Origin of the sequence: Streptomyces sp. CGMCC 4.7035 (assembly GCF_031583065.1) — a bacterium.
Lineage (GTDB): Bacteria > Actinomycetota > Actinomycetes > Streptomycetales > Streptomycetaceae > Streptomyces > Streptomyces yaanensis.
Genome location: NZ_CP134053.1, coordinates 5,849,233 through 5,874,002, shown reverse-complemented (window position 1 = coordinate 5,874,002; position 24,770 = coordinate 5,849,233). Strand labels below are relative to the sequence as shown.

The 24,770-nt window shown below is 70.1% G+C and carries 20 protein-coding genes; 13 read left to right on the top strand and 7 right to left on the bottom strand.

Translation table 11 applies throughout. The annotated features are described in order from the left end of the window. Window positions 1-35: 35 nt before the first annotated feature. Both Q2K21_RS25755 and Q2K21_RS36050 read right to left on the bottom strand, forming a co-directional pair. Window positions 36-947, bottom strand: coding sequence for a carbohydrate kinase family protein (locus Q2K21_RS25755; RefSeq protein WP_310775489.1), 912 nt, complete (start codon window positions 945-947; stop codon window positions 36-38). Further along, the gene (locus tag Q2K21_RS36050) at window positions 944-2,398 is read right to left on the bottom strand and encodes a LacI family DNA-binding transcriptional regulator (protein ID WP_449343601.1); all 1,455 of its coding nucleotides are present in this window, start codon (window positions 2,396-2,398) and stop codon (window positions 944-946) included. Before Q2K21_RS36050 ends, Q2K21_RS25755 begins: the two co-directional genes overlap by 4 nt. A 193-nt stretch (window positions 2,399-2,591) precedes the next feature. Here Q2K21_RS36050 and Q2K21_RS25740 point away from each other — a divergent pair, with 193 nt between their 5' ends. Then, the gene (locus tag Q2K21_RS25740; protein ID WP_310775487.1) at window positions 2,592-3,020 is read left to right on the top strand and encodes a Rieske (2Fe-2S) protein; all 429 of its coding nucleotides are present in this window, start codon (window positions 2,592-2,594) and stop codon (window positions 3,018-3,020) included. Between the two features lie 16 nt (window positions 3,021-3,036). On the opposite strand, the gene Q2K21_RS25735 is transcribed toward Q2K21_RS25740, so the two are convergent. Further along, a complete protein-coding gene (locus Q2K21_RS25735) occupies window positions 3,037-3,984 on the bottom strand; it encodes a hypothetical protein (protein WP_310775485.1) in 948 nt (315 codons plus the stop codon). Between the two features lie 544 nt (window positions 3,985-4,528). Between Q2K21_RS25735 and uvrC the strand changes: the two genes are divergently transcribed. The 12 genes from uvrC (at window position 4,529) to pgi (ending at window position 20,173) form a co-directional block, all read left to right on the top strand. After that, window positions 4,529-6,562, top strand: coding sequence for an excinuclease ABC subunit UvrC (gene uvrC / locus Q2K21_RS25730; RefSeq protein ID WP_310775483.1), 2,034 nt, complete (start codon window positions 4,529-4,531; stop codon window positions 6,560-6,562). Then, on the top strand, window positions 6,559-7,572 hold the full coding sequence (rapZ, locus tag Q2K21_RS25725) for an RNase adapter RapZ (RefSeq protein ID WP_310775481.1): 1,014 nt from the start codon (window positions 6,559-6,561) through the stop codon (window positions 7,570-7,572). Before uvrC ends, rapZ begins: the two co-directional genes overlap by 4 nt. After that, window positions 7,569-8,636, top strand: coding sequence for a gluconeogenesis factor YvcK family protein (locus Q2K21_RS25720; protein WP_310775480.1), 1,068 nt, complete (start codon window positions 7,569-7,571; stop codon window positions 8,634-8,636). The genes rapZ and Q2K21_RS25720 overlap by 4 nt, the downstream gene beginning before the upstream one ends. Beyond that, complete coding sequence (gene whiA, locus Q2K21_RS25715; RefSeq protein ID WP_310775478.1) at window positions 8,627-9,616, top strand: DNA-binding protein WhiA; 990 nt, start codon at window positions 8,627-8,629, stop codon at window positions 9,614-9,616. Before Q2K21_RS25720 ends, whiA begins: the two co-directional genes overlap by 10 nt. A gap of 148 nt (window positions 9,617-9,764) precedes the next feature. Beyond that, window positions 9,765-12,722, top strand: coding sequence for a M14 family metallopeptidase (locus Q2K21_RS25710; RefSeq protein ID WP_310775475.1), 2,958 nt, complete (start codon window positions 9,765-9,767; stop codon window positions 12,720-12,722). Window positions 12,723-12,948: 226 nt separating this feature from the next. Then, complete coding sequence (gene gap, locus Q2K21_RS25705) at window positions 12,949-13,956, top strand: type I glyceraldehyde-3-phosphate dehydrogenase (RefSeq protein ID WP_310775473.1); 1,008 nt, start codon at window positions 12,949-12,951, stop codon at window positions 13,954-13,956. A gap of 168 nt (window positions 13,957-14,124) precedes the next feature. Next, window positions 14,125-15,336 carry a phosphoglycerate kinase gene (locus Q2K21_RS25700; RefSeq protein WP_310775471.1) on the top strand — a complete coding sequence of 404 codons (1,212 nt, stop codon included), beginning with the start codon at window positions 14,125-14,127 and terminating at the stop codon, window positions 15,334-15,336. A 5-nt stretch (window positions 15,337-15,341) separates the two neighbouring features. Continuing rightward, window positions 15,342-16,118, top strand: a complete 777-nt coding sequence (tpiA, locus tag Q2K21_RS25695) for a triose-phosphate isomerase (RefSeq protein ID WP_310775470.1) — start codon at window positions 15,342-15,344, stop codon at window positions 16,116-16,118. 128 nt (window positions 16,119-16,246) lie between these two features. Then, on the top strand, window positions 16,247-16,477 hold the full coding sequence (gene secG / locus Q2K21_RS25690) for a preprotein translocase subunit SecG (RefSeq protein WP_310781239.1): 231 nt from the start codon (window positions 16,247-16,249) through the stop codon (window positions 16,475-16,477). A gap of 258 nt (window positions 16,478-16,735) precedes the next feature. Next, a complete protein-coding gene (locus tag Q2K21_RS25685; RefSeq protein WP_017948798.1) occupies window positions 16,736-17,023 on the top strand; it encodes an RNA polymerase-binding protein RbpA in 288 nt (95 codons plus the stop codon). Window positions 17,024-17,176: 153 nt separating this feature from the next. Continuing rightward, complete coding sequence (locus Q2K21_RS25680; protein ID WP_310775468.1) at window positions 17,177-18,445, top strand: MFS transporter; 1,269 nt, start codon at window positions 17,177-17,179, stop codon at window positions 18,443-18,445. Window positions 18,446-18,517: 72 nt separating this feature from the next. After that, window positions 18,518-20,173 (top strand): glucose-6-phosphate isomerase, encoded by a 1,656-nt coding sequence (gene pgi / locus Q2K21_RS25675; RefSeq protein WP_310775466.1) that lies wholly within the window; start codon window positions 18,518-18,520, stop codon window positions 20,171-20,173. 112 nt (window positions 20,174-20,285) lie between these two features. Here pgi and pgl read toward each other — a convergent pair whose 3' ends face one another. The 4 genes from pgl to tal are packed head-to-tail and all read right to left on the bottom strand — an operon-like array spanning window position 20,286 to window position 24,751. Continuing rightward, window positions 20,286-21,068, bottom strand: coding sequence for a 6-phosphogluconolactonase (gene pgl / locus Q2K21_RS25670; protein WP_310775464.1), 783 nt, complete (start codon window positions 21,066-21,068; stop codon window positions 20,286-20,288). Next, complete coding sequence (gene opcA / locus Q2K21_RS25665) at window positions 21,065-22,099, bottom strand: glucose-6-phosphate dehydrogenase assembly protein OpcA (protein ID WP_310775462.1); 1,035 nt, start codon at window positions 22,097-22,099, stop codon at window positions 21,065-21,067. Before opcA ends, pgl begins: the two co-directional genes overlap by 4 nt. Then, a complete protein-coding gene (gene zwf, locus Q2K21_RS25660) occupies window positions 22,096-23,628 on the bottom strand; it encodes a glucose-6-phosphate dehydrogenase (protein ID WP_310775460.1) in 1,533 nt (510 codons plus the stop codon). The genes opcA and zwf overlap by 4 nt, the downstream gene beginning before the upstream one ends. A gap of 4 nt (window positions 23,629-23,632) precedes the next feature. Next, on the bottom strand, window positions 23,633-24,751 hold the full coding sequence (gene tal, locus Q2K21_RS25655; protein ID WP_310775458.1) for a transaldolase: 1,119 nt from the start codon (window positions 24,749-24,751) through the stop codon (window positions 23,633-23,635). Between the last annotated feature and the right edge of the window lie 19 nt (window positions 24,752-24,770).

Below are 24,770 nucleotides of genomic sequence, written 5' to 3'. Positions count from 1 at the left end.
GAATCGGCGGGTGCTGCCTCGGGCTGCGGCTTGACTCAAGGTCCCGTCAACTCGGACGCGTACGGCGGTTCCGCGCCGGCCCGGGAGCAAGTGATCGCCGCCGCGCGGGCCGCGAACCCCAGCAGCTCGGTCCAGCCGTCGGCGTCCAGGCCGGCCACCGCCGTCGGGGAGAGGGCATCGCGGGCGGCCAGACCGTGGAGCAGGGCCGCGTTGACGGTGTCGCCGGCGCCGATCGTGTCCACGACGTCGACCCGCACACCGGGTACCGAGTGCTCCGCACCGTCGCGGGTGAAGACCGTCAACCCGTCGCTGCCGTGGGTGATCACGACGGCCGCGGGGCCGCAGGCCAGCCATTCGCGCGGGGTGCCGCCCAGCCACTGCGCGTCCTCCGCCGAGAGCTTGAGCAGCGACACGGACGGCAGCCAGCTCTTGAAACGGGCCCGGTAGGCGTCGGGATCCGGGATCAGCCCTGCGCGGATGTTCGGGTCGAGCGTCGTGAACACGCCCTGCGCGGCGGCGTCGCGCATCAGCTCCTCGTAGGCGCTCGCCCCGGGTTCGAGGACGAGAGAGCAGGTACCGAAGGACACGGCCCGCGTGCCCTCAGGAAGACCTGCCGGTGCCGTGAACAGCCGGTCGGCGGTGCCGTCGACGTAGAAGGAGTACGCGGCCGAGCCGTTCTCGTCGACCGTGGCGACCGCGAGTGTGGTCGGCTCGGTGCCGCGCTGCACCGCCGAGACGTCCACGCCCGCCTCGCGCAGCCCGTCGAGCAGGGCCTCGCCGAAGGCGTCGTAGGAGGTGCGGGAGCAGAAGGCCGTGGGGGAGCCGAGACGGCCGAGTGCGACAGCGGTGTTGTACGGGCCGCCGCCGAGCGCCGGCCTCAGCGGTGCGAGCGCGCCCGCGCCCTGCGGGACCAGGTCGATCAGGGCCTCACCGGCGACGACGATCACGAGACGGTTCCCTTCTGGGAGCGGCTGTCGGGGCAGCCGCACGAGGTGCGGTGGACGAACGCACAGGGCAGTCGCACGGTACGGGAGGGACGGTCCGGCGCCTCCAGCCGGTCCAGGAGCAGCCGTACGGCCTGGGCGCCGATCTCCCTGCTCGGCTGGGAGATCGCGGTGAGCCGGGGCGAGAACAGGTCCGCCCACGCGAAGTCGTCGAAGCAGCACAGGGCCAGGTCGTCCGGTACGGACAGACCGCGATCGCGCAGGGCGCGCAGCGCACCGATGGTCATCGCGTTGTTGGCGGTGACCAGGGCCGTGGGCGGTGCCGCGAGGGACAGCAGGGCGGCGGTGGCGCGCTCGGCGCCCTCGGCCGCGGAGTCGCCCCGGGCCACCAGCCGCTCGTCGTAGGGGAGGCCTGCCGTCGCGAGGCCGTGCAGGTAGCCGCTGATCCGCTCGGTCGTGGTACTGAGCCCGGGCACACCCGCGATGAGACCGATACGCCGGTGGCCGAGGTCGGCGAGATGAGTGACCAGGCGGGCCATGGGTTCGGCATTCTCGGCGCAGACCTGGTCGAAGAGGAAGGGCGCGTCGGCGTGCGTGCCTGGCTCGGATGCGTCGGCGTGGGTGCGTCGCTCGGACGTGCCGGCGTGCCGGTCTCGCTCGGACGTGCCGAGGTGTCCCGCCCGCTCGGGCGCATCGGTGTGCCGGACTGGCTTGGGCACGTTGGCGTGTGGGCTTCGCTGAGCGGCTTCGGCGTGTCCCTCCCGCTCAGCCGCTTCGGCATGCTCGCCTGGCTCGGAAGCGTCGGCGTGGGTGCGTCGCTCGGACGTGCCGGCGTGTGCTCTTTGCTCAGCAGTATCGGCGTGCCCGCACGGCTCAGCGGCGTCGGCGTGCCCGCGTGGCGCAGCGGCATCGGTGTGCCCGCCCCTCTCCGACCCGTCGGCGTGCCCGCTCCCCTCGGACGCATCCCCGCCGGTCGCTGGCCACGCTGCCGTGACTGTCGGGACGCCGTCCACCAGGCGGTCGAGGAACACGGTCGGTACGCGATGGCGTGCGAGGTGGGCGAGGAGTCCGCGCGGGTCCGCGGAGGGAGCGACGATCATGCCGTCGACGCGGCGCTCGTGGAGGAGCCGGCCGACCTTGCGCTCGTGCTCCGGGTCGTCGTGCGGATCGGCGATGAGCAGGCTGTAGCCGTGCTCCAGAGCGCCGGCCTCGACGCCCTGGACGATCTCCGTGAAGTACGGGTTGCTGATCGCCGACACCGCGAGCCCGATGGACCGGGTGCGTGAGGTGACCAGGGAACGGGCGAGTGTGTTCGGGGTGTAGCCCAGCTCGTCGATGGCGTCCAGCACCGCCTGGCGGGTGTGGGGCAGTACCGGGCGCGTGCCGTTCAGTACGTGCGAGACGGTGGCGACGGACACGCCTGCGAGCCGTGCGACGTCGGCCATGGTTGCCATCGCGTTCCCTCCTCGGGCCTTCCGGCAGGGAACGTATCCCATTGGGTGGCAGACGTAAACGCTTGCGCAAGCGTTTACGTCCCTTCCAGGCGCCCACCGTCCCCCGCCCCGGCCCAAGGCGGAATGGCGGCTACCGGTATCGTCGGCGTCGCCCGCCGCCCAGGTGGGCACCGGTCTGACCAGGGGAGATCCCATGCCCGCCCGCCCCACCGCGACCCGTCGTACCGTCCTTCGCGGGGCGGCGCTCACTCCGGTCGCCGGGCTCGGCCTCGCGGCCTGTTCGGCGGTCGATGGCAGTGGTGCGGCGCCCGCCACGCCGACCGCGCCGGTCGCGCTGGGGGCCGAGAGCGAGGTCACGACGGGCGGCGCGAAGCTGTACCGGGACCAGAACGTCGTGGTGAGCCGCGCGGCGGACGGCAGCCTGAAGGCGTACAGCACGATCTGCACGCACGCCGGGTGCGCCATCAACAAGCTGTCGGGCACGACGCTCGTCTGTCCCTGTCATGGGAGCGAGTTCGACGCCATTACGGGCAAGGTGGTGCAGGCCCCGGCCACCGAGCCGCTGCACGAGCTGTCCGTCGAGGTGAAGGGCGGCAGGATCGTGGCGGGCCCGGCGGCCTGACAGCTCCCGGCCCCGGTCACTCCCAGTCCCACGCGATCCCCACGAGCCCGGACCGCACGCGCGGCTCCACCAGGTGCACCGAGCGGTGGCGTCCGCTGAGCGTCAGTTCCTGGCGGCCGCTGCGCGGGGCGGCGAAGGAGTGCTGGGTGAACCGGTGGCAGCGCATCGGCAGCGCCTCCTCGTCGAAGCGCACCTGGAGGGCGTACTGCCCGCCCGCGAAATGGAATCCGCGGACGTACTCGCTGGACGTGCCGGCGGTGCCGTCCTCGAAGCCGTAGCTGAAGAGAAACGTATCTCCAGTGCGCAACCGTGTGTCGAAGAGCAGTTCGGCGACCAGAACGCCGGTGTCGTGGTGCCATCGCACGCGCCCCGGCCGGCAGTTCTCCAGCGCGTGCACCGCGACCCGCTCCGGGGCGCACCCGGGGTCGCCGCGGTGGATGGCGACGTAACGGTCCACGCCGTCCTTGTGGGCGCGCACGATGTGCTGCGACTCGCGGGCCAGCAACTCCCGGCGCGCGCCGATGCGGACGCGCTCGTGGTGGCCGATGGTGTGCAGTCCGCCGTCGAGCGGCGACTCCAACTCGGCGAGGAGTCCTTCCAGCACACCTGAGGCCTCCACGAGCGAGCGGTACGACCGGCCCGCTGGACGGTGCTGTTCGGGCCGCTCCTCGGCCCGGGTCAGCAGCCGGATCAGCGATTCGTCCGGCAGTTGGAGTATCTCCTCCAGGGCGCGTACGGCACGCAGGGATTCGGGGCGCTGCGGGCGGCGCGCGCCCTGCTGCCAGTAGCTCAGGCTCGTCACGCCGACCTTGACCCCGTAGCGCGACAAATGGTGCTGCACACGCTGCAGCGGCAGTCCGCGGGCGGCTATGGCGGCGCGCAGTGCGATATGGAAGGGGCCGCCGCGCAGGGCAGCCTCCAACTCCGCCGGGACGCCGTCCGCGTGCCGTGTGCCGTGCCGCATACAGGGGGGCCTTTCTGTGAATGGTCACGACGGCTGGTCGGGCCGTACGCATGAGTTCTTCCGGGCCGCATGGAGGGCGCCCGGGGTTAGTTCGTAATTCAACATCACCCTCCGTGTTCGAAGTTTTCCCGCATTGAAGCGTGTTGCCCAAGCCCCGACAACACCTGATGCCCAACCGCGTCGGTGCCGTGGCCGGATGCGTTCCCCGCCTCTCGGCGGCGGTCCGAGCCGTCGCTGTTGACGGTCGTACGGCCTGCGTGTCGGCGTCCGGCGGCACGGTGGCCCGGTCGAGTCCAGGTACGTCTGCCACCTCATACGCACGCGAGCCTGCCGCCGCTCGACGCGGATGCCCACGGCGTGATCGGCTGCCGCCGCTACGACGCGCCGCCGGGGTGCGCCCTGACACCTCCGCCGGGGCGTCCCGAGCACTCACCGCGTCCAGGAGGTCACCGACGACAACCGCCTCCCGGCTCTCCCGCCGACCCCGTCGGGCCTTGTCCACAGGGGCGCCGCGCTGTCGGCGCCCGCCAGTAGGGTGTGAGACATGGCCGACCCCTCCAGCTACCGCCCCAAGCCGGGAGAGATTCCGGACTCCCCCGGGGTCTACAGGTTCCGGGACGAGCACCGCCGGGTGATCTACGTCGGAAAGGCGAAGAGCCTGCGCCAGCGTCTGGCGAACTACTTCCAGGACCTGGCGAACCTCCACCCGCGCACGCGCACCATGGTCACCACGGCCGCGTCCGTGGAGTGGACCGTGGTGTCCACGGAGGTCGAGGCCCTGCAGCTGGAGTACACCTGGATCAAGGAGTTCGACCCCCGGTTCAACGTCAAGTACCGCGACGACAAGAGCTACCCGTACCTCGCGGTGACGATGAACGAGGAGTTCCCCCGCGTGCAGGTGATGCGCGGCCAGAAGCGCAAGGGCGTGCGGTACTTCGGGCCGTACGGGCATGCCTGGGCCATCCGTGACACGGTCGACCTGCTGCTGCGCGTCTTCCCCGTGCGCACCTGCTCGGCCGGCGTCTTCAAGAACGCCGCCCGCACCGGCCGCCCCTGCCTGCTCGGCTACATCGGCAAGTGCTCCGCGCCCTGTGTCGGCCGGATCTCCCCCGAGGACCACCTCGAACTGGCCGACGAGTTCTGCGACTTCATGGCCGGCCGCACGGGCACGTACCTCCGTCGTCTGGAGAAGCGGATGATGGAGGCGGCCGAGGAGATGGAGTACGAGCGGGCCGCCCGCCTGCGCGACGACATCGAGGCCCTGAAGAAGGCCATGGAGAAGAACGCGGTCGTGCTCACCGACGCGACCGACGCCGACCTCATCGCCGTCGCCGAGGACGAGCTGGAAGCGGCCGTCCAGATCTTCCACGTGCGCGGCGGACGCGTACGCGGCCAGCGTGGCTGGGTCACCGACAAGGTGGAGGACGTCACCACGAGCGCCCTCGTCGAACACGCCCTCCAGCAGCTCTACGGCGAGGAGACGGGCGACTCCGTGCCCAAGGAGGTCCTCGTCCCGGCACTGCCCGACCCGATAGAGCCCGTCCAGGACTGGCTCACCGGCCGCCGCGGGTCCAACGTGTCGCTGCGCATACCGCAGCGCGGCGACAAGAAGGCGCTGATGGAGACCGTGCAGCGCAACGCCCAGCAGGCGCTCGCGCTGCACAAGACCAAGCGCGCCTCCGACCTGACCACCCGCTCCCGCGCCCTGGAGGAGATCGCAGAGGCCCTCGACCTGGACAGCGCCCCGCTCAGGATCGAGTGCTACGACATCTCGCACCTCCAGGGCGAGGACGTCGTGGCCTCCATGGTCGTCTTCGAGGACGGACTGCAGCGCAAGGGCGAGTACCGCCGCTTCCAGATCAAGGGCTTCGAGGGCCAGGACGACGTCCGGTCCATGCACGAGGTGATCACCCGCCGCTTCAAGCGCTACCTCGCCGAGAAGGAGAAGACGGGGGAGTGGGCGGACGGGGAGGCGCTGACGGAGGACGACGGGCGCCCCAGGCGGTTCGCGTACCCGCCGCAGCTCGTCGTGGTGGACGGCGGCCAGCCGCAGGTCGCGGCCGCCAAGAAGGCCCTGGACGAGCTCGGCATCGACGACATCGCCGTGTGTGGCCTCGCCAAGCGACTGGAGGAGGTGTGGCTGCCCGCCGAGGACGACCCGGTGGTCCTGCCCCGCACCAGCGAGGGTCTCTACCTGCTCCAGCGCGTCCGTGACGAGGCCCACCGCTTCGCCATCACGTATCAGCGCACCAAGCGGGCCAAGCGCATCAGGTCGAGCCCTCTGGACGAGGTGCCGGGCCTCGGCGAGACCCGCAAGCAGGCGCTGATCAAGCACTTCGGTTCGGTGAAAAAATTGCGATCGGCAACAATCGACCAGATTCAAGAAGTTCCCGGTATCGGCCGCAAGACGGCCGAGACGATCGCTGTGGCCCTCGCCCAGGCGGCCCCGGCCGCACCCGCCGTCAACACGGCGACTGGAGAGATCATGGAAGAGGAGGAACCCGGCGCGATGGCGGGTTCCCCCGGGGAACCCGTGTCCGCGGGCGCCCCGGACGACCGACGGGGGCAGGAGACATGACCGAGCACGACCAGCGCGCAGAAGAACGCTCAGCACAGGGCAAGGCCGCCCACAAGGAGGCGGGCGAGGATCGGGCGCGACAGCAGGCGGTCCAGGAAAACGGAGCACAGGTGAGTACGGGCATCGAAACAGTGGGGGTCCCCGAAGCGGCCATCCCCGAGCTGGTGATCATCTCCGGTATGTCCGGGGCAGGCCGCTCGACGGCCGCGAAGTGTCTGGAGGACCTCGGCTGGTTCGTCGTCGACAACCTGCCGCCGGCGCTGATCCCCACCATGGTGGAGCTGGGCGCCCGCTCGCAGGGCAACGTCGCCCGGATCGCGGTCGTCGTCGACGTCCGCGGCCGGCGCTTCTTCGACAACCTCCGCGAGTCCCTGGCCGACTTGGAGGCCAAGCACGTCACCCGGCGGATCGTCTTCCTGGAGTCCTCCGACGAGGCCCTGGTGCGCCGTTTCGAATCCGTTCGCCGTCCGCATCCCCTCCAGGGCGACGGCCGCATCGTCGACGGCATCGCCGCCGAGCGCGAGCTGCTGCGCGAGCTGCGCGGCGACGCCGACCTCGTGATCGACACCTCCAGCCTCAACGTGCACGAGCTGCGCGCCAAGATGGACGCCCAGTTCGCCGGCGAGGAGGAGCCCGAGCTGCGGGCCACCGTCATGTCCTTCGGCTTCAAGTACGGCCTCCCGGTCGACGCCGACCTGGTCGCGGACATGCGCTTCCTGCCCAACCCGCACTGGGTCCCGGAGCTGCGCCCGTACACCGGTATCAACGAGGAGGTGGCCGCGTACGTCTTCAACCAGCCCGGCGCCAAGGAGTTCCTCGACCGGTACGCCGAGCTGCTCCGGCTCATCGCGGCCGGGTACCGCCGCGAGGGCAAGCGCTATGTGACCATCGCCATCGGCTGCACCGGCGGCAAGCACCGCTCGGTCGCCATGTCGGAGAAGCTCGCCGCCCGCCTCGCCGCGGAGGGCGTGGAGACCGTGGTCGTGCACCGGGACATGGGGCGCGAGTGACCGGACGTACTCCGCGGCTGAGCAGGCTGCGCCGGATGGCGCCCGAGGGACGCGGTGGCAGACCCACCGAGGCGCGCGGCGGCCGGGCGCGCCGCCGCGGCACTCAGCCGAAGGTGGTCGCTCTCGGCGGCGGCATGGGCCTGTCCGCCTCGCTCGCCGCCCTGCGCCGTATCACCGGCGACCTCACGGCCGTGGTCACCGTGGCCGACGACGGCGGCTCCAGCGGCCGTCTGCGCGACGAGCTGGGCGTGCTTCCGCCGGGCGACCTGCGCAAGGCCCTGGCCGCGTTGTGCGGCGACGACGACTGGGGCCAGACCTGGGCCCGGGTCATCCAGCACCGCTTCCAGTCCCAGGGCGACCTGCACGAGCACGCGGTCGGCAATCTGCTGATCGTCGCTCTGTGGGAGCAGCTCGGCGACCACGTCCAGGCCCTCGACCTGGTCGGCAGGCTCCTGGGCGCCCACGGCCGGGTGCTGCCCATGTCCGCCGTGCCCCTGGAACTCCAGGCACTGGTCAAGGGCCACGACCCGGAGCGTCCGGACGAGGTCGGCACCGTCCGGGGGCAGGCGACCGTAGCGCTCACCCCCGGCGAGGTGCAGTCCGTGCACGTCGTACCGCACGACCCGCCCGCCGTCCCGGAGGCCGTCGCCGCGGTCCTGGACGCCGACTGGGTGGTGCTCGGGCCGGGTTCCTGGTTCTCCTCGGTGATTCCGCACCTGCTCGTGCCCGAACTCCTGGACGCCCTCATGGAGACGAAGGCGCGCCGGGTGCTCTCCCTCAACCTCGCCCCGCAGCCCGGAGAGACCGAGGGCTTCTCCCCGCAGCGTCATTTGGAGGTTTTGGGACGACACGCCCCTAAACTCGCCCTGGACGTGGTTCTGGCCGACGAGGCCGCCGTGCCCGACCGCACCTTGCTCATCGAGGCCGCCCAGCGGTTCGGTGCCGCGGTCGAGCTGGCGCCGGTGGCCCGGACCGACGGAACCCCGCGGCACGACCCGGAGCTGTTGGCCGCCGCGTACGACCGTATTTTTCGGATGCATGGAAGGATCGGCCCATGGCGATGACGGCAGCGGTGAAGGACGAGATTTCCCGGCTTCCCGTCACCCGGACCTGCTGCAGAAAGGCGGAGGTCTCGGCGATCCTGCGGTTCGCGGGCGGACTGCACCTGGTCAGCGGCCGCATCGTGATCGAGGCGGAGCTGGACACAGCGATGGCGGCCCGGCGTCTGAAGCGGGACATCCTGGAGATCTTCGGCCACAGCTCCGAGCTGATCGTGATGGCGCCCGGCGGTCTGCGCCGTGGTTCCCGCTACGTGGTGCGCGTAGTGGCGGGCGGTGACCAGCTGGCCCGCCAGACCGGTCTCGTCGACGGCCGGGGCCGCCCGATCCGCGGCCTGCCCCCGCAGGTGGTCTCCGGGGCCACCTGCGACGCCGAGGCGGCCTGGCGCGGCGCGTTCCTGGCGCACGGCTCGCTGACGGAGCCCGGCCGCTCGTCGTCCCTGGAGGTGACCTGCCCCGGTCCGGAGGCCGCGCTCGCCCTGGTCGGAGCCGCCCGCCGGCTGTCGATCGCCGCCAAGGCCCGCGAGGTACGGGGCGTGGACCGCGTGGTCGTCCGGGACGGTGACGCGATCGGCGCCCTGCTGACCCGCCTCGGCGCGCACGAGTCCGTGCTGGCCTGGGAGGAGCGGCGGATGCGCCGCGAGGTCCGCGCCACGGCGAACCGCCTCGCCAACTTCGACGACGCCAACCTGCGCCGCTCGGCGCGCGCCGCCGTCGCCGCCGGGGCGCGGGTCGCCCGTGCGCTGGAGATCCTCGCCGACGAGGTGCCCGAGCACCTCGCGGCCGCGGGGCGACTGCGCATGGAGCACAAGCAGGCCTCTCTTGAGGAGCTAGGCGCCCTCGCCGACCCGCCGCTGACCAAGGACGCGGTCGCGGGCCGTATCCGCCGTCTGCTGGCGATGGCCGACAAGCGCGCGGCCGACCTCGGTATCCCGGGCACGGAGTCCAACCTGACGGAGGAGATGGCGGACAACCTGGCGGGGTGACACGCCGGACCCAACCCGCCGGTGCCGACGTCCACTTGGGCGTCGGCACCGGCGTTTGTCTGTCCTTGAGGCACCCTTGACTCGATCATGGACTGTCATGAGCCTGGCATCTGTTCGCCGCTGTGGCGGACCACTGCTAGGGGGGTTCATGAGACACAGAGCGAGATCGATCCTCGCTGTCGGCGCGCTCCTGCTCGGCGGAGCGAGCCTCGCACCCATCGCCCAGGCACAGAGCGGAAGTTCCGCCGCCAAGTCCGACGCGGACGAGGTCAAGGTCTTCCGTGCCGAAGTCACCCAGAAGCAGATACCCCTGCTGCTCAAGGCTGGTCAGGACGGGCACGAACTCGGCGAGCAGGTGACCGGGAACGGTAGGACCACCGTCGAGGTCTATCTCACCGACAAGCAGGCCGAGAGGCTTCAGAAGCAGGGCGTCGCCCTCACCGAGCACACCCTTTCGGCCAAGGCCGAGGCGCGGGTCGAGGGCGCGGCGCAGGGCGTGTTCCGCCCGTACAGCGCGGCGGGCGGTCTCCAGGAGGAGATCGTCGCGACGGGCCGGGCCCATCCCGGCCTCACCAAGGTCGTCTCCATCGGCAAGACCGTGAACGGCCAGAACATCCTGGCGCTCAAACTGACCAAGAACGCGAAGAAATCGAAGGACGGCTCCAAGCCGTCAGTGCTGTACATGTCCAACCAGCACGCCCGCGAGTGGATCACGCCGGAGATGACCCGCCGGCTGATGCACTACTACCTGGACAACTACGCCACGAACAAGCGCATAAAGAAGATCGTCGACTCCACCGAACTGTGGTTCGTCATCTCCGCCAACCCGGACGGCTACGACTACACCTTCAAGGACTCCGACGCCCGCCTGTGGCGCAAGAACCTGCGGGACGTCAACGGCGACGGCGTCATCAGCACCGGCGACGGCGTCGACCTCAACCGCAACTTCGCCTACAAGTGGGGCTACGACGACGAGGGTTCGTCCCCCAATCCGACCAGCCAGACCTACCGCGGCGCGGCCCCGGGCTCCGAGCCCGAGACAAAGGCGCTCGACGCGTTCGAGAAGCGCATTGGCTTCACGTACGGCATCAACTACCACTCCGCCGCCGAACTCCTCCTCTACGGCGTCGGCTGGCAGGTCGCCACCCCGACCCCGGACGACGTCCTCTACAAGGCGCTCGCCGGCACCCCCGACAACTCCGCGATCCCGGGCTACCACCCGCAGGTCTCCTCGGAGCTGTACACGACCAACGGCGAGGCGGACGGGCACGCGTCGAACGTCAACGGCATGGCGATGTTCACACCCGAGATGTCGACCTGCCAGACCGCGTCGAACTTGGATCCGAACGACGCCTGGAACGCGGCCGACTGCCAGTCCGTCTTCAACTTCCCGGACGACGAGAAGCTGATCCAGCAGGAGTTCGAGAAGAACATCCCGTTCGCGCTCTCCGTCGCCGAGACGGCCGCCCACCCGGACCGGCCGTCCTCCTCGGTCGGCATCGACGCGCCGGACTTCACCCCGGCCGCGTTCTCGACGTCGTACTCGCGCGGAGCCGACCAGGCGGTCTCCGTCGTCGTACGGAAGTCCGTGCGCGACAAGGAGCTCAAGTACCGCGTCAACGGCGGCCACGTCCGGGACGGGGCGCTCAGGCCCTGGAAGGGCGGCGAGACGTACGGCGGTGAGGACAACCTCTACTTCGACGAGTACCGGGCCAAGGTCCAGGACGGCGATCCGGGCGACGAGGTCGAGGTGTGGTTCACCGGCGAGACGAAGAGCGGCAAGAAGGTCTCCAGCGGGCACTTCACCTACACCGTGGCCGAGCGGCCCAAGGCGGACACCCTGGTGGTCGCCGAGGAGGGCGCCCAGGCCACGCAGGCGCAGACCTACGTGGACGCGCTGAAGGCCAACGGCCGCAAGGCGATCGTCTGGGACGTCGCCACCCAGGGCGCGCCCGACGCGCTCGGTGTGCTCGACCACTTCAAGACGGTCGTCCACTACACGGGCGCGAGCGTCCCGGGCAACGCCACCCAGCTCCAGCTGCGCGCGTTCCTCAACGAGGGCGGCAAGCTGATCGAGGCGGGCGAGCAGGCGGGCGGCAGCGTCGACCTCGGCGACGGCACCCTGTCGAACGACTTCAGTCAGTACTACTTGGGCGCCTACTCGCGTACGTCGACCCCGGGGGCCGGCGGCTTCACCGGTTCCGGAGAGCTCGACGGCTTCAGCGGGGCCCTCGGTGCCGCGTCCGGCAACCCGCTGGACAAGGCGGGCACGTACAGCGTCACCTCCGAGGAACTGCCCGCCGACAAGTACCCCCAGTTCGCGAGCGCCGGGGCCGGCCAGTTCGCCGGGACCGTCAACCCGTACGGGCCGTACGCCGGCTCGTACATGGCCGCGGCCGTCCACACCGACGACGCGTACAAGCGCCTCACCCGCACCATCGACCTCACCAAGGTGGGCGCGGCCGACAAGCCGGCGCTGCGCACCCGGCTGCTGTGGGACACCGAACCGGGCTACGACCACGCCGTGGTCGAGGTCCACACCGTCGGGGCCGACGACTGGACGACGCTGCCGGAGGCCGGCGGCGCCACCAGTGACGCCGTACCGGCGGAGTGCGGGGCCGGGTTCCTCGTGGGCGAGCACCCGTGGCTCAAGCACTATCTGACCGTGACGGCCGGCGGCTGCACCGCGACCGGTACCTCCGGTTCCTGGCACAGCCTCACCGGTGCCTCCAGCGGCTGGCAGCAGGTCAGCTTCGACCTGAGCGCGTACGCCGGGAAGACGGTCGAGGTCTCGATCGGCTACATCACCGACCCGGGCACCGGCGGCCACGGCGTTCTCGCCGACGACGCCGCGCTGGTCGTCGGCGGTGCGGCCACCGAGACCGAGGGCTTCGAGACATCCCTCGGCGCCTGGAGCGTGGCCGGACCGCCCGAGGGCAGCCCGGCCGTCCTCAAGAACTGGACGCGCACCGGAGCGCTGTTCAGGACCTACGGAGCGGTCACCACGGACCGCACCGTGCTGCTGGGCTTCGGCCTGGAGCACGTCACCGCGGCGGCCGACCGGACGGCCCTGATCGGAAAGGCGCTCGCCGCACTCGAGAGCTGATGCCGCGCGGTCAACGGCAGATGGTTCCGTATCGCCGGAACGAGTGATCGGGCCTTCATGCCGGGGCGGTCCGTACCCCTACTGGTGGGTACGGACCGCCGTGCCGTGTATGCGCCGTCTCAATGTCACTCCGGGGGGCTCAGGGAGGTAGGGTCGTAGGCGGTCGGGGACATCCCATACAGCTCGCCGGCGTCGAATGCCGGCGTACCAACGAGGAGATCGGTTCGTGACGATCCGCGTAGGCATCAACGGCTTTGGCCGCATCGGTCGTAACTACTTCCGCGCGCTGCTGGAGCAGGGTGCAGACATCGAGATCGTGGCTGTCAACGACCTGGGTGACACCGCGACCACTGCTCACCTGCTGAAGTACGACACCATCCTTGGCCGCCTGAAGCAGGAGGTCTCCCACACCGCCGACACGATCACCGTGGGCGGCAAGACCATCAAGGTCCTGTCCGAGCGCAACCCGGCCGACATCCCGTGGGGCGAGCTGGGTGTCGACATCGTCATCGAGTCGACCGGCATCTTCACGAAGAAGGCCGACGCCGAGAAGCACATCGCCGGCGGCGCCAAGAAGGTCCTCATCTCGGCTCCGGCCACCGACGAGGACATCACCATCGTGATGGGCGTCAACCAGGACAAGTACGACGCGGCGAACCACCACGTCATCTCCAACGCCTCCTGCACCACCAACTGTGTGGCGCCGATGGCGAAGGTCCTCGACGAGAACTTCGGTATCGTCAAGGGCCTGATGACGACGGTTCACGCGTACACGAACGACCAGCGCATCCTGGACTTCCCGCACAAGGACCTGCGCCGCGCCCGTGCCGCCGCCGAGAACATCATCCCGACCACCACCGGTGCCGCCAAGGCCACCGCCCTGGTCCTGCCGCAGCTCAAGGGCAAGCTGGACGGCATCGCCATGCGCGTCCCGGTCCCGACCGGCTCCGTCACCGACCTCGTCGTGGAGCTCGGCCGTGAGGTCACCAAGGAAGAGGTCAACGCCGCCTTCCAGAAGGCCGCCGAGGGCGAGCTGAAGGGTCTCCTCGACTACACCGAGGACCAGATCGTCTCCTCCGACATCGTCAACGCCCCGGCGTCCTGCACCTTCGACTCCTCCCTGACCATGGTCCAGGAGGGCAAGAACGTGAAGGTCATCGGCTGGTACGACAACGAGTGGGGCTACTCCAACCGCCTCGTCGACCTGACGGTCTTCGTCGGCAACCAGCTCTGATCGCCGAAGCAGGCACCTCGATGTGAGAACAGGGCTCGGGCAGCGCACGGTCGCGCTGTCCGAGCCCTGACTCGCGTACAGCGAGCCGACCCGCGTACGGCGGGACCCCGCCCGCGTGCAGATCGATCAGCCCTTTTACGATCAAGAGCCCTCCTCAGGAGTCCCCTCATGAAGACCATCGACGAACTTCTCTCCGAAGGCGTGGACGGCAAGCGGGTCTTCGTCCGCGCCGACCTCAACGTCCCGCTGGCCGACGGCCTCATCACCGACGACGGCCGCATCCGTGCCGTCCTGCCCACCGTCAAGGCCCTCGCCGACGCGGGCGCCAAGGTGGTCGTCGCCTCGCACCTGGGCCGCCCCAAGGGTGCCCCGGATCCCGCCTTCTCCCTGCTGCCCGCCGCCGAGCGGCTCGGCGAACTGCTGGGCGCTCCCGTGGCGTTCGCCCAGGACACCGTCGGCCCGGCCGCCCACGACGCCGTGAACGGCCTTCAGCCCGGCCAGGTCGCGGTCATCGAGAACCTGCGCTTCAACCCCGGCGAGACCTCGAAGGACGACACCGAGCGCGGCGAGTTCGCCGACCGGCTCGCCGCTCTGGCGGACGTCTACGTCGGCGACGGCTTCGGCGCGGTCCACCGCAAGCACGCCTCCGTGTATGACCTCCCGGCCCGTCTGCCGCACTACGCCGGCTACCTCATCGCCACCGAGGTCGGCGTCCTGAAGAAGCTCACCGAGGACGTCAAGCGGCCCTACGTCGTCGCGCTGGGCGGCGCCAAGGTCTCCGACAAGCTCGCCGTCATCGACCAGCTGCTCGGCAAGGCCGACCGTCTGCTCATCGGCGGCGGCATGGCCTACACCTTCCTCAAGGCCAAGGGCTACGAGGTCGGCATCTCCCTCCTCCAGGAGGACCAGATCCCGGCCGTCACCGAGTACATGGAGCGCGCCGAGAAGCAGGGCGTCGAGCTGGTCCTGCCCGTCGACGTGCTGGTCTCGCCCGAGTTCCCGGACCTGAAGACCAAGGCCCCCGCCAACCCGACGGTCGTCGCCGCGGACGCGATCCCGGCCGACCAGGAGGGCCTGGACATCGGTCCTCGGACCCGCGAGCTGTACGCCTCGAAACTCGCCGACGCGGCCACCGTCTTCTGGAACGGTCCGATGGGCGTCTTCGAGCACCCCGACTACGCCGAGGGCACCAAGGCGGTCGCCCAGGCCCTCGTCGCTTCCCAGGGCTTCACCGTGGTCGGTGGCGGCGACTCCGCCGCGGCCGTCCGCATCCTGGGCTTCGACGAGACGGCATTCGGCCACATCTCGACCGGCGGCGGCGCCTCCCTCGAGTACCTCGAGGGCAAGACGCTCCCCGGCCTTGCCGCACTGGAGGACTGACCTCAATGACCACCCGCACGCCGCTGATGGCGGGCAACTGGAAGATGAACCTCAACCACCTCGAGGCCATCGCGCACGTCCAGAAGCTCGCCTTCGCCCTGGCCGACAAGGACTACGACGCCGTCGAGGTCGCCGTCCTGCCGCCCTTCACCGATCTGCGCTCCGTGCAGACCCTGGTCGACGGCGACAAGCTCAAGATCAAGTACGGCGCTCAGGACGTCTCGGCGCAGGACTCCGGTGCCTACACCGGCGAGATCTCCGGTCCGATGCTGGCCAAGCTGAAGTGCACCTACGTGGTGATCGGCCACTCCGAGCGCCGCCAGTACCACAACGAGACCGACGAGCTGGTGAACGCCAAGGTCAAGGCCGCCTTCAAGCACGGTCTGACCCCGATCCTGTGCATCGGCGAGGAGCTGCACGTCCGCGAGGCGGGCGACCACGTCACGCACACGCTCACCCAGCTCGAAGGGGGCCTGAAGGACCTCCCGGCCGAGCAGGCCGAGTCCATCGTGATCGCCTACGAGCCCGTCTGGGCCATCGGCACCGGCAAGGTCTGCGGCTCCGAGGACGCGCAGGAGGTCTGCGCGGCGATCCGCGGCAAGATCGCCGAGCTGTACTCGCAGGACGTGGCCGACAAGGTGCGCATCCAGTACGGCGGCTCGGTGAAGTCGGGCAACGTCGCCGAGATCATGGCGAAGCCGGACATCGACGGCGCCCTGGTCGGCGGTGCCTCGCTGGACGCGGACGAGTTCGTCAAGATCGTCCGGTTCCGGGACCAGTGACTGGGTCCTAGGGACGATCCGTCGTACCCTTGCGGGGGTCAGTGGCGTTTTCGATGTGCGGCTCAGGTCGCACGGCCACTGGCCCCCGTCGTTCATCCGAATCCGAGGAAGTTGGTCCAGCCGTGGTTTTGGGGTTCTCGATCGCCCTGATCGTCTTCAGCCTGCTGCTGATGCTGCTGGTGCTGATGCACAAGGGGAAGGGCGGCGGCCTCTCCGACATGTTCGGTGGCGGCATGCAGTCCTCCGTCGGCGGCTCCTCGGTCGCCGAGCGCAACCTCGACCGGATCACTGTGGTGATCGGTCTGCTCTGGTTGGCGTGCATTGTCGTGCTCGGCATCCTGATGAAGGTCAACAACTAGCGTCCGCCGGTGTCGGCAGACAGCATATAAAGCACGTAACGCCCCATGTTCGGCACGGGTCTTCGGACGCGGCCTATCATGGGGCTTGCGTCTGGGGGCGGGGGTAACTCCCATCACTGGACGCGCGTTGGGCCTTACGTAGACTGAGGCGCTCGCAGCGAAGCGAAACGCCGACTCGCTTCGCGGCACCATCACGCAGGGAGTTACACCGTGGCAAGTGGCAACGCGATCCGAGGAAGCCGGGTCGGGGCGGGGCCGATGGGCGAGGCCGAGCGCGGCGAGTCCGCGCCGCGTCTGCGCATCTCCTTCTGGTGCTCCAACGGGCACGAGACGCAGCCGAGCTTCGCCAGCGACGCGCAGGTTCCCGACAGCTGGGACTGCCCGCGCTGCGGCTTTCCGGCCGGACAGGACCGGGACAACCCGCCGGACCCCCCGCGCACCGAGCCCTACAAGACGCACCTCGCGTATGTGCGGGAGCGGCGCAGCGACGCGGACGGCGAGGCGATCCTCGCCGAGGCGCTCGCCAAACTGCGGGGCGAGATCTAGGAGTTGATCCGGCCGGGCACCGAGGGGTGGCTGGCCGGAGCTGTTTTCACCGCCGACGCCGGAGCTGTTCTCATGCGGCGGCGCACCGCCTCCGGACCGATTGTCAGTGGTGCCTTCTACGGTTTGTGCATCGGCGAATCGTGAGGGGGGATCATGGCGTCGGTCGAGACCGCGGGCGTGCGTGCGCCCGCTTGGCGCGGGGGATTCGGGCGACTGTGGACCGCTGCCGTGGTCTCCCGGTTCGGGGACGCGTTACGCGCGGCCGCGCTGCCCCTGCTCGCCGTACGGCTGACCGACGAACCGCTCGTCGTCGCCTCGGTGACCGCCTGCGGCTATGTGCCATGGCTGCTGTTCGGGCTCATCGGCGGGGCCGTGGCCGACCGGGTGGACCAGCGGCGGGCGATGTGGGCCGTCGACATGGTACGAGGGCTGCTCGTGGCCTTTTTCGCGCTCGCCGTCGGCCTCGGGCACGCGTCGATCCCGCTGCTGCTCGTGCTCGCCTTCTCGCTCACGACGCTCCAGACGCTCTTCGACAACGCCTCCACGGCCCTGCTGCCCTCCCTGGTGGACCGCGAGGCCCTGGGCAGCGCCAACGCCCGGCTGTTGACCGGCCAGCAGTTCGCGGGCGGCCTGCTGGCGGGGCCGTTCGTGCCGCTGCTGCTGACGGTCGGGGCGTTCATGCCGTTCGCCGCCGACGCGGGCACCTATCTGCTGGCGGCCGCCCTCGTGGCCTCCTTGCGGATACGGCCGCCCGAGCGGGAGCCGCGCCCCGCCGGCAGCACCCTGAGGGCGGAGATCGGTGAAGGCCTGCGCACGTTGTGGCACGACCGGGTGCTGCGGGCGACATGCGGGGCGACGCTGCTGTGCAACATCGGCATGGGCGCCCTGATCGCGACCCTGGTGCTGCACGTGACGCACTGGCTGCACGCGGGCAACGCGGGATACGCGGCCGCGATGACGTCGTACTCGGGCGGCAGCATCGCCGGCGGCTTCGTCGCCCAGCGGATCGCGCTCCGCACCGGACGGGTCCGCGCGCTGCTCGTGGCCGGAGCGGTCCAGACGTCGTCCCTGCTGCTCATGGGAACCGTCCGCGAGGTGAGCGCTCTCCTGGTGGGCATGCTGCTGCTCGGCTCCATGAACATGGTGTGGAACGTCAACCAGGTCACCCTGATGCAGCAGCGCAGCCCCGAGGCCATGGTGGGACGCGTCGTCTCCGCCTTCCGCACGGCCTCGACGTCCGGAGCCCCGCTGGGCGCCGTACTCGGCGGAGCGGCGGCGCGGACGTACGGGCTGAATGGGCCCGCGCTGCTCGCGGCCGCGCTCTTCGCCCTCGCCGTCACCTTGTTGATAACCGTGGGCAAGCCGGACGTACCTGTTGTTGCACCGGACGACGGCGCGACGACAGGTCAGCCCACGCCCTGATCAATTAGGTTGGGACCGGCAGCGGGGCAAGGTACGCAGCAGCACAGGCAAGGAAGAAGGCGGAAGTCCGAGATGAACGCAGACAGCCGTACCAGGCTCAACCAGACGCCCGAGTGGACCGCTCTGGCCAAGCACCGCGAGGAGCTCGGCGAGGCGCAGCTGCGCGACCTGTTCGCGGCGGACCCCGGGCGCGGCAGCGGGTACACCCTCCAGGTCGGCAATCTGCATGTCGACTACTCCAAGCACCTGGTCACCGACGAAACGCTGCGGCTGTTGCGCGAGCTGGCCGCCGCGCGGGACGTCTTCGGCCTCCGGGACGCCATGTTCCGCGGCGAGAAGATCAACACCACCGAGGACCGCGCGGTGCTGCACACCGCGCTGCGCGCCCCGCGGAACGAGGTGATCGAGGTCGACGGGGAGAACGTCGTGCCCGCGGTGCACGCGGTGCTCGACAAGATGGCCGGCTTCGCCGACCGCGTCCGTTCGGGCGAGTGGACCGGCCACACGGGCAAGCGCATCAAGAACGTGATCAACGTCGGCATCGGCGGCTCCGACCTGGGCCCGGCGATGGCCTACGAGGCGCTGCGCTCCTACACCGACCGCGACCTGACGGTCCGTTTCGTCTCCAACGTGGACGGCGCCGACCTGCACGAGGCCGTACGGGACCTGGACGCGGCCGAGACGCTGTTCATCATCGCCTCCAAGACGTTCACCACGATCGAGACGATCACCAACGCGACCTCGGCGCGCAGCTGGCTGCTGACCGAGCTGAAGGCCGGTCAGGAGGCGGTGGCCAAGCACTTCGTGGCGCTGTCGACGAACGCCGGGAAGGTCGCCGACTTCGGCATCGACACGGCCAACATGTTCGAGTTCTGGGACTGGGTCGGCGGCCGCTACTCGTACGACTCGGCGATCGGGCTCTCCCTGATGATCGCCATCGGCCCGGACCGCTTCCGGGAGATGCTCGACGGCTTCCACATCGTCGACCACCACTTCCGCACGGCGCCCGCCGAGTCCAACGTGCCGCTGCTGCTGGGCCTGCTGGGCATCTGGTACGGCAACTTCCACGACGCCCAGTCGCATGCCGTGCTGCCCTACTCGCACTACCTGTCCAAGTTCACCGCCTACCTCCAGCAGCTGGACATGGAGTCCAACGGCAAGTACGTGGGCCGTGACGGGCAGGAGGTCGACTGGCAGACCGGGCCGGTGGTGTGGGGCACCCCGGGCACCAACGGTCAGCACGCCTACTACCAGCTCATCCACCAGGGCACCAAGCTGATCCCGGCCGACTTCATCGGCTTCGCCGAGCCGGTCGCCGATCTGCAGCCCGGCCTGGTAGCCCAGCACGACCTGCTGATGGCCAACTTCTTCGCCCAGACCCAGGCGCTGGCCTTCGGCAAGACCCCGGACGAGGTGCGCGCCGAGGGCGTGCCCGAGGAGTTGGTGGCGCACAAGACGTTCAAGGGCAACCACCCGACCACCACGATCCTGGCCAAGGAACTCACCCCGTCGGTGCTCGGCCAGCTCATCGCCCTCTATGAGCACAAGGTGTTCGTCCAGGGCGCGATCTGGAACATCGACTCCTTCGACCAGTGGGGCGTCGAGCTCGGCAAGGTCCTCGCCAAGCGCGTCGAGCCCGCGCTGACCGAGGGCGCCGAGGTCGGGGGCCTGGACGAGTCGACGAAGGCACTCGTGGCCAAGTACCGGGAGCTGCGCGGCCGCCAGTGACCCGATGCGGGAAGCGGACGGCACGCGGCCGTCCGCTCCCCGGGTCTTCCCACCGGAAGGTCCCCCCTCCCGTGTTTGAGGAGCGGGGTCCGGGGGCGGAGCCCCTTCCCGCTTACGGCGACGCCGGCGGGTAAAGCGACCGCGGCAGCTTTGACGCCGCTGCCGCGTCCAGTAGCCACAGCGTCCGCGAGCGGCCGTACGCTCCTGCCGCCGGGGCCTGGACCTCGCCCGCGCCCGACAACGCGATCGCCGCCGCCTGGGCCTTGTCCTCGCCGGCCGCCAGGAGCCATACCTCGCGTGCGGCCCGGATCGCCGGGAGGGTGAGGGAGATACGGGTCGGGGGTGGCTTCGGTGCGCCGTGCACGCCGACCACCGCCCGCTCCGTCTCCCGCACCGCCGGCAGCTCCGGGAAGAGCGACGCCACATGCGTGTCCGGGCCGACGCCCAGCATCAGGACGTCGAAGGTGGGCACCGCGCCGTGGTTCTCGGGGCCCGCGGCCCGGGCCAGTTCCGCCGCGTACGATTCGGCCGCCGCGTCCACGTCCGCGCCGAACGGACCGTCCGACGCGGGCATGGCGTGCACGCGCTCGGGGTCCACGGGCACGGAGTCCAGCAGGGCCTCCCGCGCCTGCGTGACATTGCGCTCGGGGTCGCCCTCCGGCAGATAGCGCTCGTCACCCCACCACAGGTCGAGCCGGCCCCAGTCGATGGCGTCCCGGGCGGGCGCGGCGGCGAGCGCGGCGAGCAGGCCGTTGCCGTTGCGGCCACCGGTGAGCACGACCGAGGCGTAGCCGCGCGAGGCCTGCGCGTCCACGATCTTCGTGATCAGCCGGGCCGCGGCGGCCTGGGCCATCAGCTCCTTGTCGTGGTGGACGACGAGCTGGGGGGTACTCACTTCGCGGCCGCCTTCTTCGCCGGGGCCTTCTTGGCCGCCTTCTTCGCGGGTGCCCCCGCAGGCGCATCCGCGGGTGCGTCCGCCGGAGCCCCGGCCCGGTCCGCCCCGGTGCTCAGCCGGTCCACGCCGTACCGCAGCGCCGACGCGTACGTGTCGTCCGGGTCGAGCCGGCGCAGCTCCTCCGCGATCAGCTCGGCCGTGTCCCGGCGCTTGAGCGCCACCGCGCGGTCCGGCTGACCCTCGATCGACAGCGTGGCCAGGGAACCGTCCGCCCGGTCCAGGACGATCGGGCCGCAGCTCGTGTCCATCCGGACCGCCGTGAGGCCGGGGCCCGAGGACAACGAACGCTGCACCGGCACGCTCAGCCGGTCCGCGAGCCACATCGCCAGCAGCTCGCAGCTCGGGTTGAACTCCTCGCCCTCCACCTCGACGCCCTTGACCTCGCAGGTGACCTGGTCCAGGGCCGCGGCCAGCATCGAGCGCCAGGGCGTGATGCGGGTCCACGACAGGTCCGTGTCACCGGGCGCGTAGGCGTCGGCGCGGGCGCTCAGCTCCCGCACCGGCTCCTCGGCGGTGTAGGAGTCCGTGACCCGGCGCTGGGCGAGCGCGCCGAGCGCGTCGCCCGCCGGGTCGAGCGGCGCGTTCACCGGCCACCAGACGACGACCGGCGCGTCCGGCAGCAGCAGCGGCAGCACCACGGACTGGGCGTGGTCCACGACCTCGCCGTACAGCCGCAGGACGACCGTCTCGCCGGTACCCGCCTCCGCGCCCACCCGCACCTCGGCGTCCAGGCGCGAGGACGTGCGGTCGCGCGGGGAACGCGAGACGCGCTTGATGACGACGAGGGTGCGCGAGGGGTGCTGTCGAGAGGCGTCCTCGGCGGCCTTCAGGGCGTCGTAGGCGTTCTCCTCGTCGGTGACGATGACGAGGGTGAGCACCATGCCGACGGCCGGGGTGCCGATGGCACGGCGCCCCTGGACCAGGGCCTTGTTGATCTTGCTGGCCGTGGTGTCCGTGAGGTCTATCTTCATGGCCGGCGCCAGCTCCGTCCGTCTCGTTCGAGCATCTGGTCCGCCTCGACGGGCCCCCACGTGCCGGCCGGGTACTGCGCGGGCTTGCCGTGCGTGTCCCAGTGCTCCTCGATCGGGTCCAGGATCTTCCAGGACAGCTCGACCTCCTCGGTGCGCGGGAAGAGGTTCGAGTCGCCGAGCAGCACGTCCAGGATCAGGCGTTCGTACGCCTCCGGGCTCGACTCCGTGAAGGACTCGCCGTAGGCGAAGTCCATGGACACGTCCCTGATCTCCATCGACGTGCCCGGCACCTTGGAGCCGAAGCGCACGGTGACGCCCTCGTCGGGCTGGACGCGGATGACGACCGCGTTCTGGCCCAGCTCCTCGGTGGCGGTGGTGTCGAAGGGGGAGTGCGGGGCGCGCTGGAAGACGACCGCGATCTCCGTCACCCGGCGACCGAGCCGCTTGCCCGTGCGCAGGTAGAACGGGACGCCCGCCCAGCGGCGGTTGTCGATCCCCAGCTTGATCGCGGCGTAGGTGTCGGTCTTCGACTTGGGGTCGATGCCCTCTTCCTGGAGGTAGCCGATGACCTTCTCGCCGCCCTGCCAGCCTGCCGCGTACTGCGCGAACACGGTGTCCCGGCCGAGGTCCTTCGGCAGCCTCACGGCCCCGAGCACCTTGGTCTTCTCCGCGGCGAGCGCGTCCGCGTCGAAGGAGGAGGGCTCCTCCATGGCCGTGAGCGCCATCAGCTGCAGGAGGTGGTTCTGGATGACGTCTCGGGCGGCGCCGATGCCGTCGTAGTAGCCGGCGCGGCCGCCGATACCGATGTCCTCGGCCATGGTGATCTGCACATGGTCCACGAAGGACCGGTTCCAGATCGGCTCGAACATCGTGTTGGCGAAGCGGAGCGCCAGGATGTTCTGGACGGTCTCCTTGCCCAGGTAGTGGTCGATGCGGAAGACCTGGTCCGGGGCGAAGACCTCGTGCACGACCTTGTTGAGCTCCTCGGCCGACTTCAGGTCGTGGCCGAAGGGCTTCTCGATGACCGCCCGGCGCCAGGAGCCCTCCGTCTGGTCGGCCAGGCCGTGCTTCTTCAGCTGCTGGATGACCACGGGGAAGGACTTCGGCGGCACCGAGAGGTAGAAGGCGAAGTTGCCGCCCGTGCCCTGGGCCTTGTCCAGTTCCTCGATCGTGGCGCGCAGCCGCTCGAACGCGTCGTCATCGTCGAAGGTGCCCTGGACGAAGCGCATGCCCTGGATGAGCTGCTGCCAGACCTCCTCGCGGAACGGCGTCCGGGCGTGCTCCTTGACGGCGTCGTGGACCTCTTTCGCGAAGTCCTCGTCCTGCCACTCACGGCGGGCGAAGCCGACGAGCGAGAAGCCCGGCGGCAGCAGACCGCGGTTGGCCAGATCGTAAACGGCAGGCATCAGCTTTTTACGTGACAAATCGCCCGTAACGCCAAAGATCACCAGGCCCGACGGCCCCGCGATACGCGGGAGCCGTCGGTCCGCGGCGTCACGAAGCGGATTCGCTCCGTGTACGGATGTCAAGGTGTCAGCCCTCCGAAGGGGTGAGGCGCTGGAGTACCGCCTCGGTCGACTTGAGCAGGTCGTTCCAGGAGGCCTCGAACTTCTCGACGCCCTCGACCTCCAGGAGCTGGACCACGTCGTCGTACGAGATGCCGAGCTTCTCGACGGCTTCCAGGTCGGCGCGCGCCTGCGCGTAGGTGCCGGCGATGGTGTTGCCGGTGATCTCGCCGTGGTCGTCGCTGGCCTCCAGCGTGGCCTCCGGCATGGTGTTCACCGTGTTCGGCGCGACCAGCTCATCGACGTACATGGTGTCCTTGTACGCGGGGTCCTTCACGCCGGTCGACGCCCACAGCGGACGCTGCTTGTTGGCCTGCGCCTTGTCGAGGGCGAGCCAGCGGTCGGAGGAGAAGACCTCCTCGTACGCCTCGTAGGCGAGACGGGCGTTGGCGATCGCCGCCTTGCCGCGCAGCGCCTTGGCCTCAGGCGTGCCGATCGCGTCGATCCGCTTGTCGATCTCGGTGTCCACGCGGGACACGAAGAAGGACGCCACCGAGTGGATCTTCGACAGGTCCAGGCCGCGCTCCTTGGCCCTTTCCAGGCCGGTCATGTAGGCGTCCATGACCTCGCGGTAGCGCTCCAGCGAGAAGATCAGCGTGACGTTGACGCTGATGCCGTTGGCGATGGTCTCGGTGATCGCCGGCAGACCCGCCTTGGTGGCCGGGATCTTGATGAGTGCGTTCGGGCGGTCGACCAGCCAGGCAAGCTGCTTGGCCTCGGCGACGGTGGCCCGGGTGTTGTGCGCCAGCCGCGGGTCGACCTCGATCGACACCCGTCCGTCCTGGCCCTGCGTGGCGTCGAACACCGGGCGCAGGATGTCGGCGGCGTCCCGGACGTCCGCCGTCGTGATCATGCGGATCGCCTCTTCGACGGTGACCTTGCGGGCGGCGAGGTCGGCGACCTGCTGCTCGTAGCCGTCACCCGACGAGATCGCCTTCTGGAAGATCGTCGGGTTGGTGGTGACGCCCACGACGTGCTGCTGGTCGATCAGTTCGGCGAGGTTGCCGGACGTGATCCGCTTGCGCGACAGGTCGTCCAGCCAGATCGCGACGCCTTCCTCGGAGAGGCGCTTGAGTGCGTCTGTCATGGAAATTGCATCTCCTACG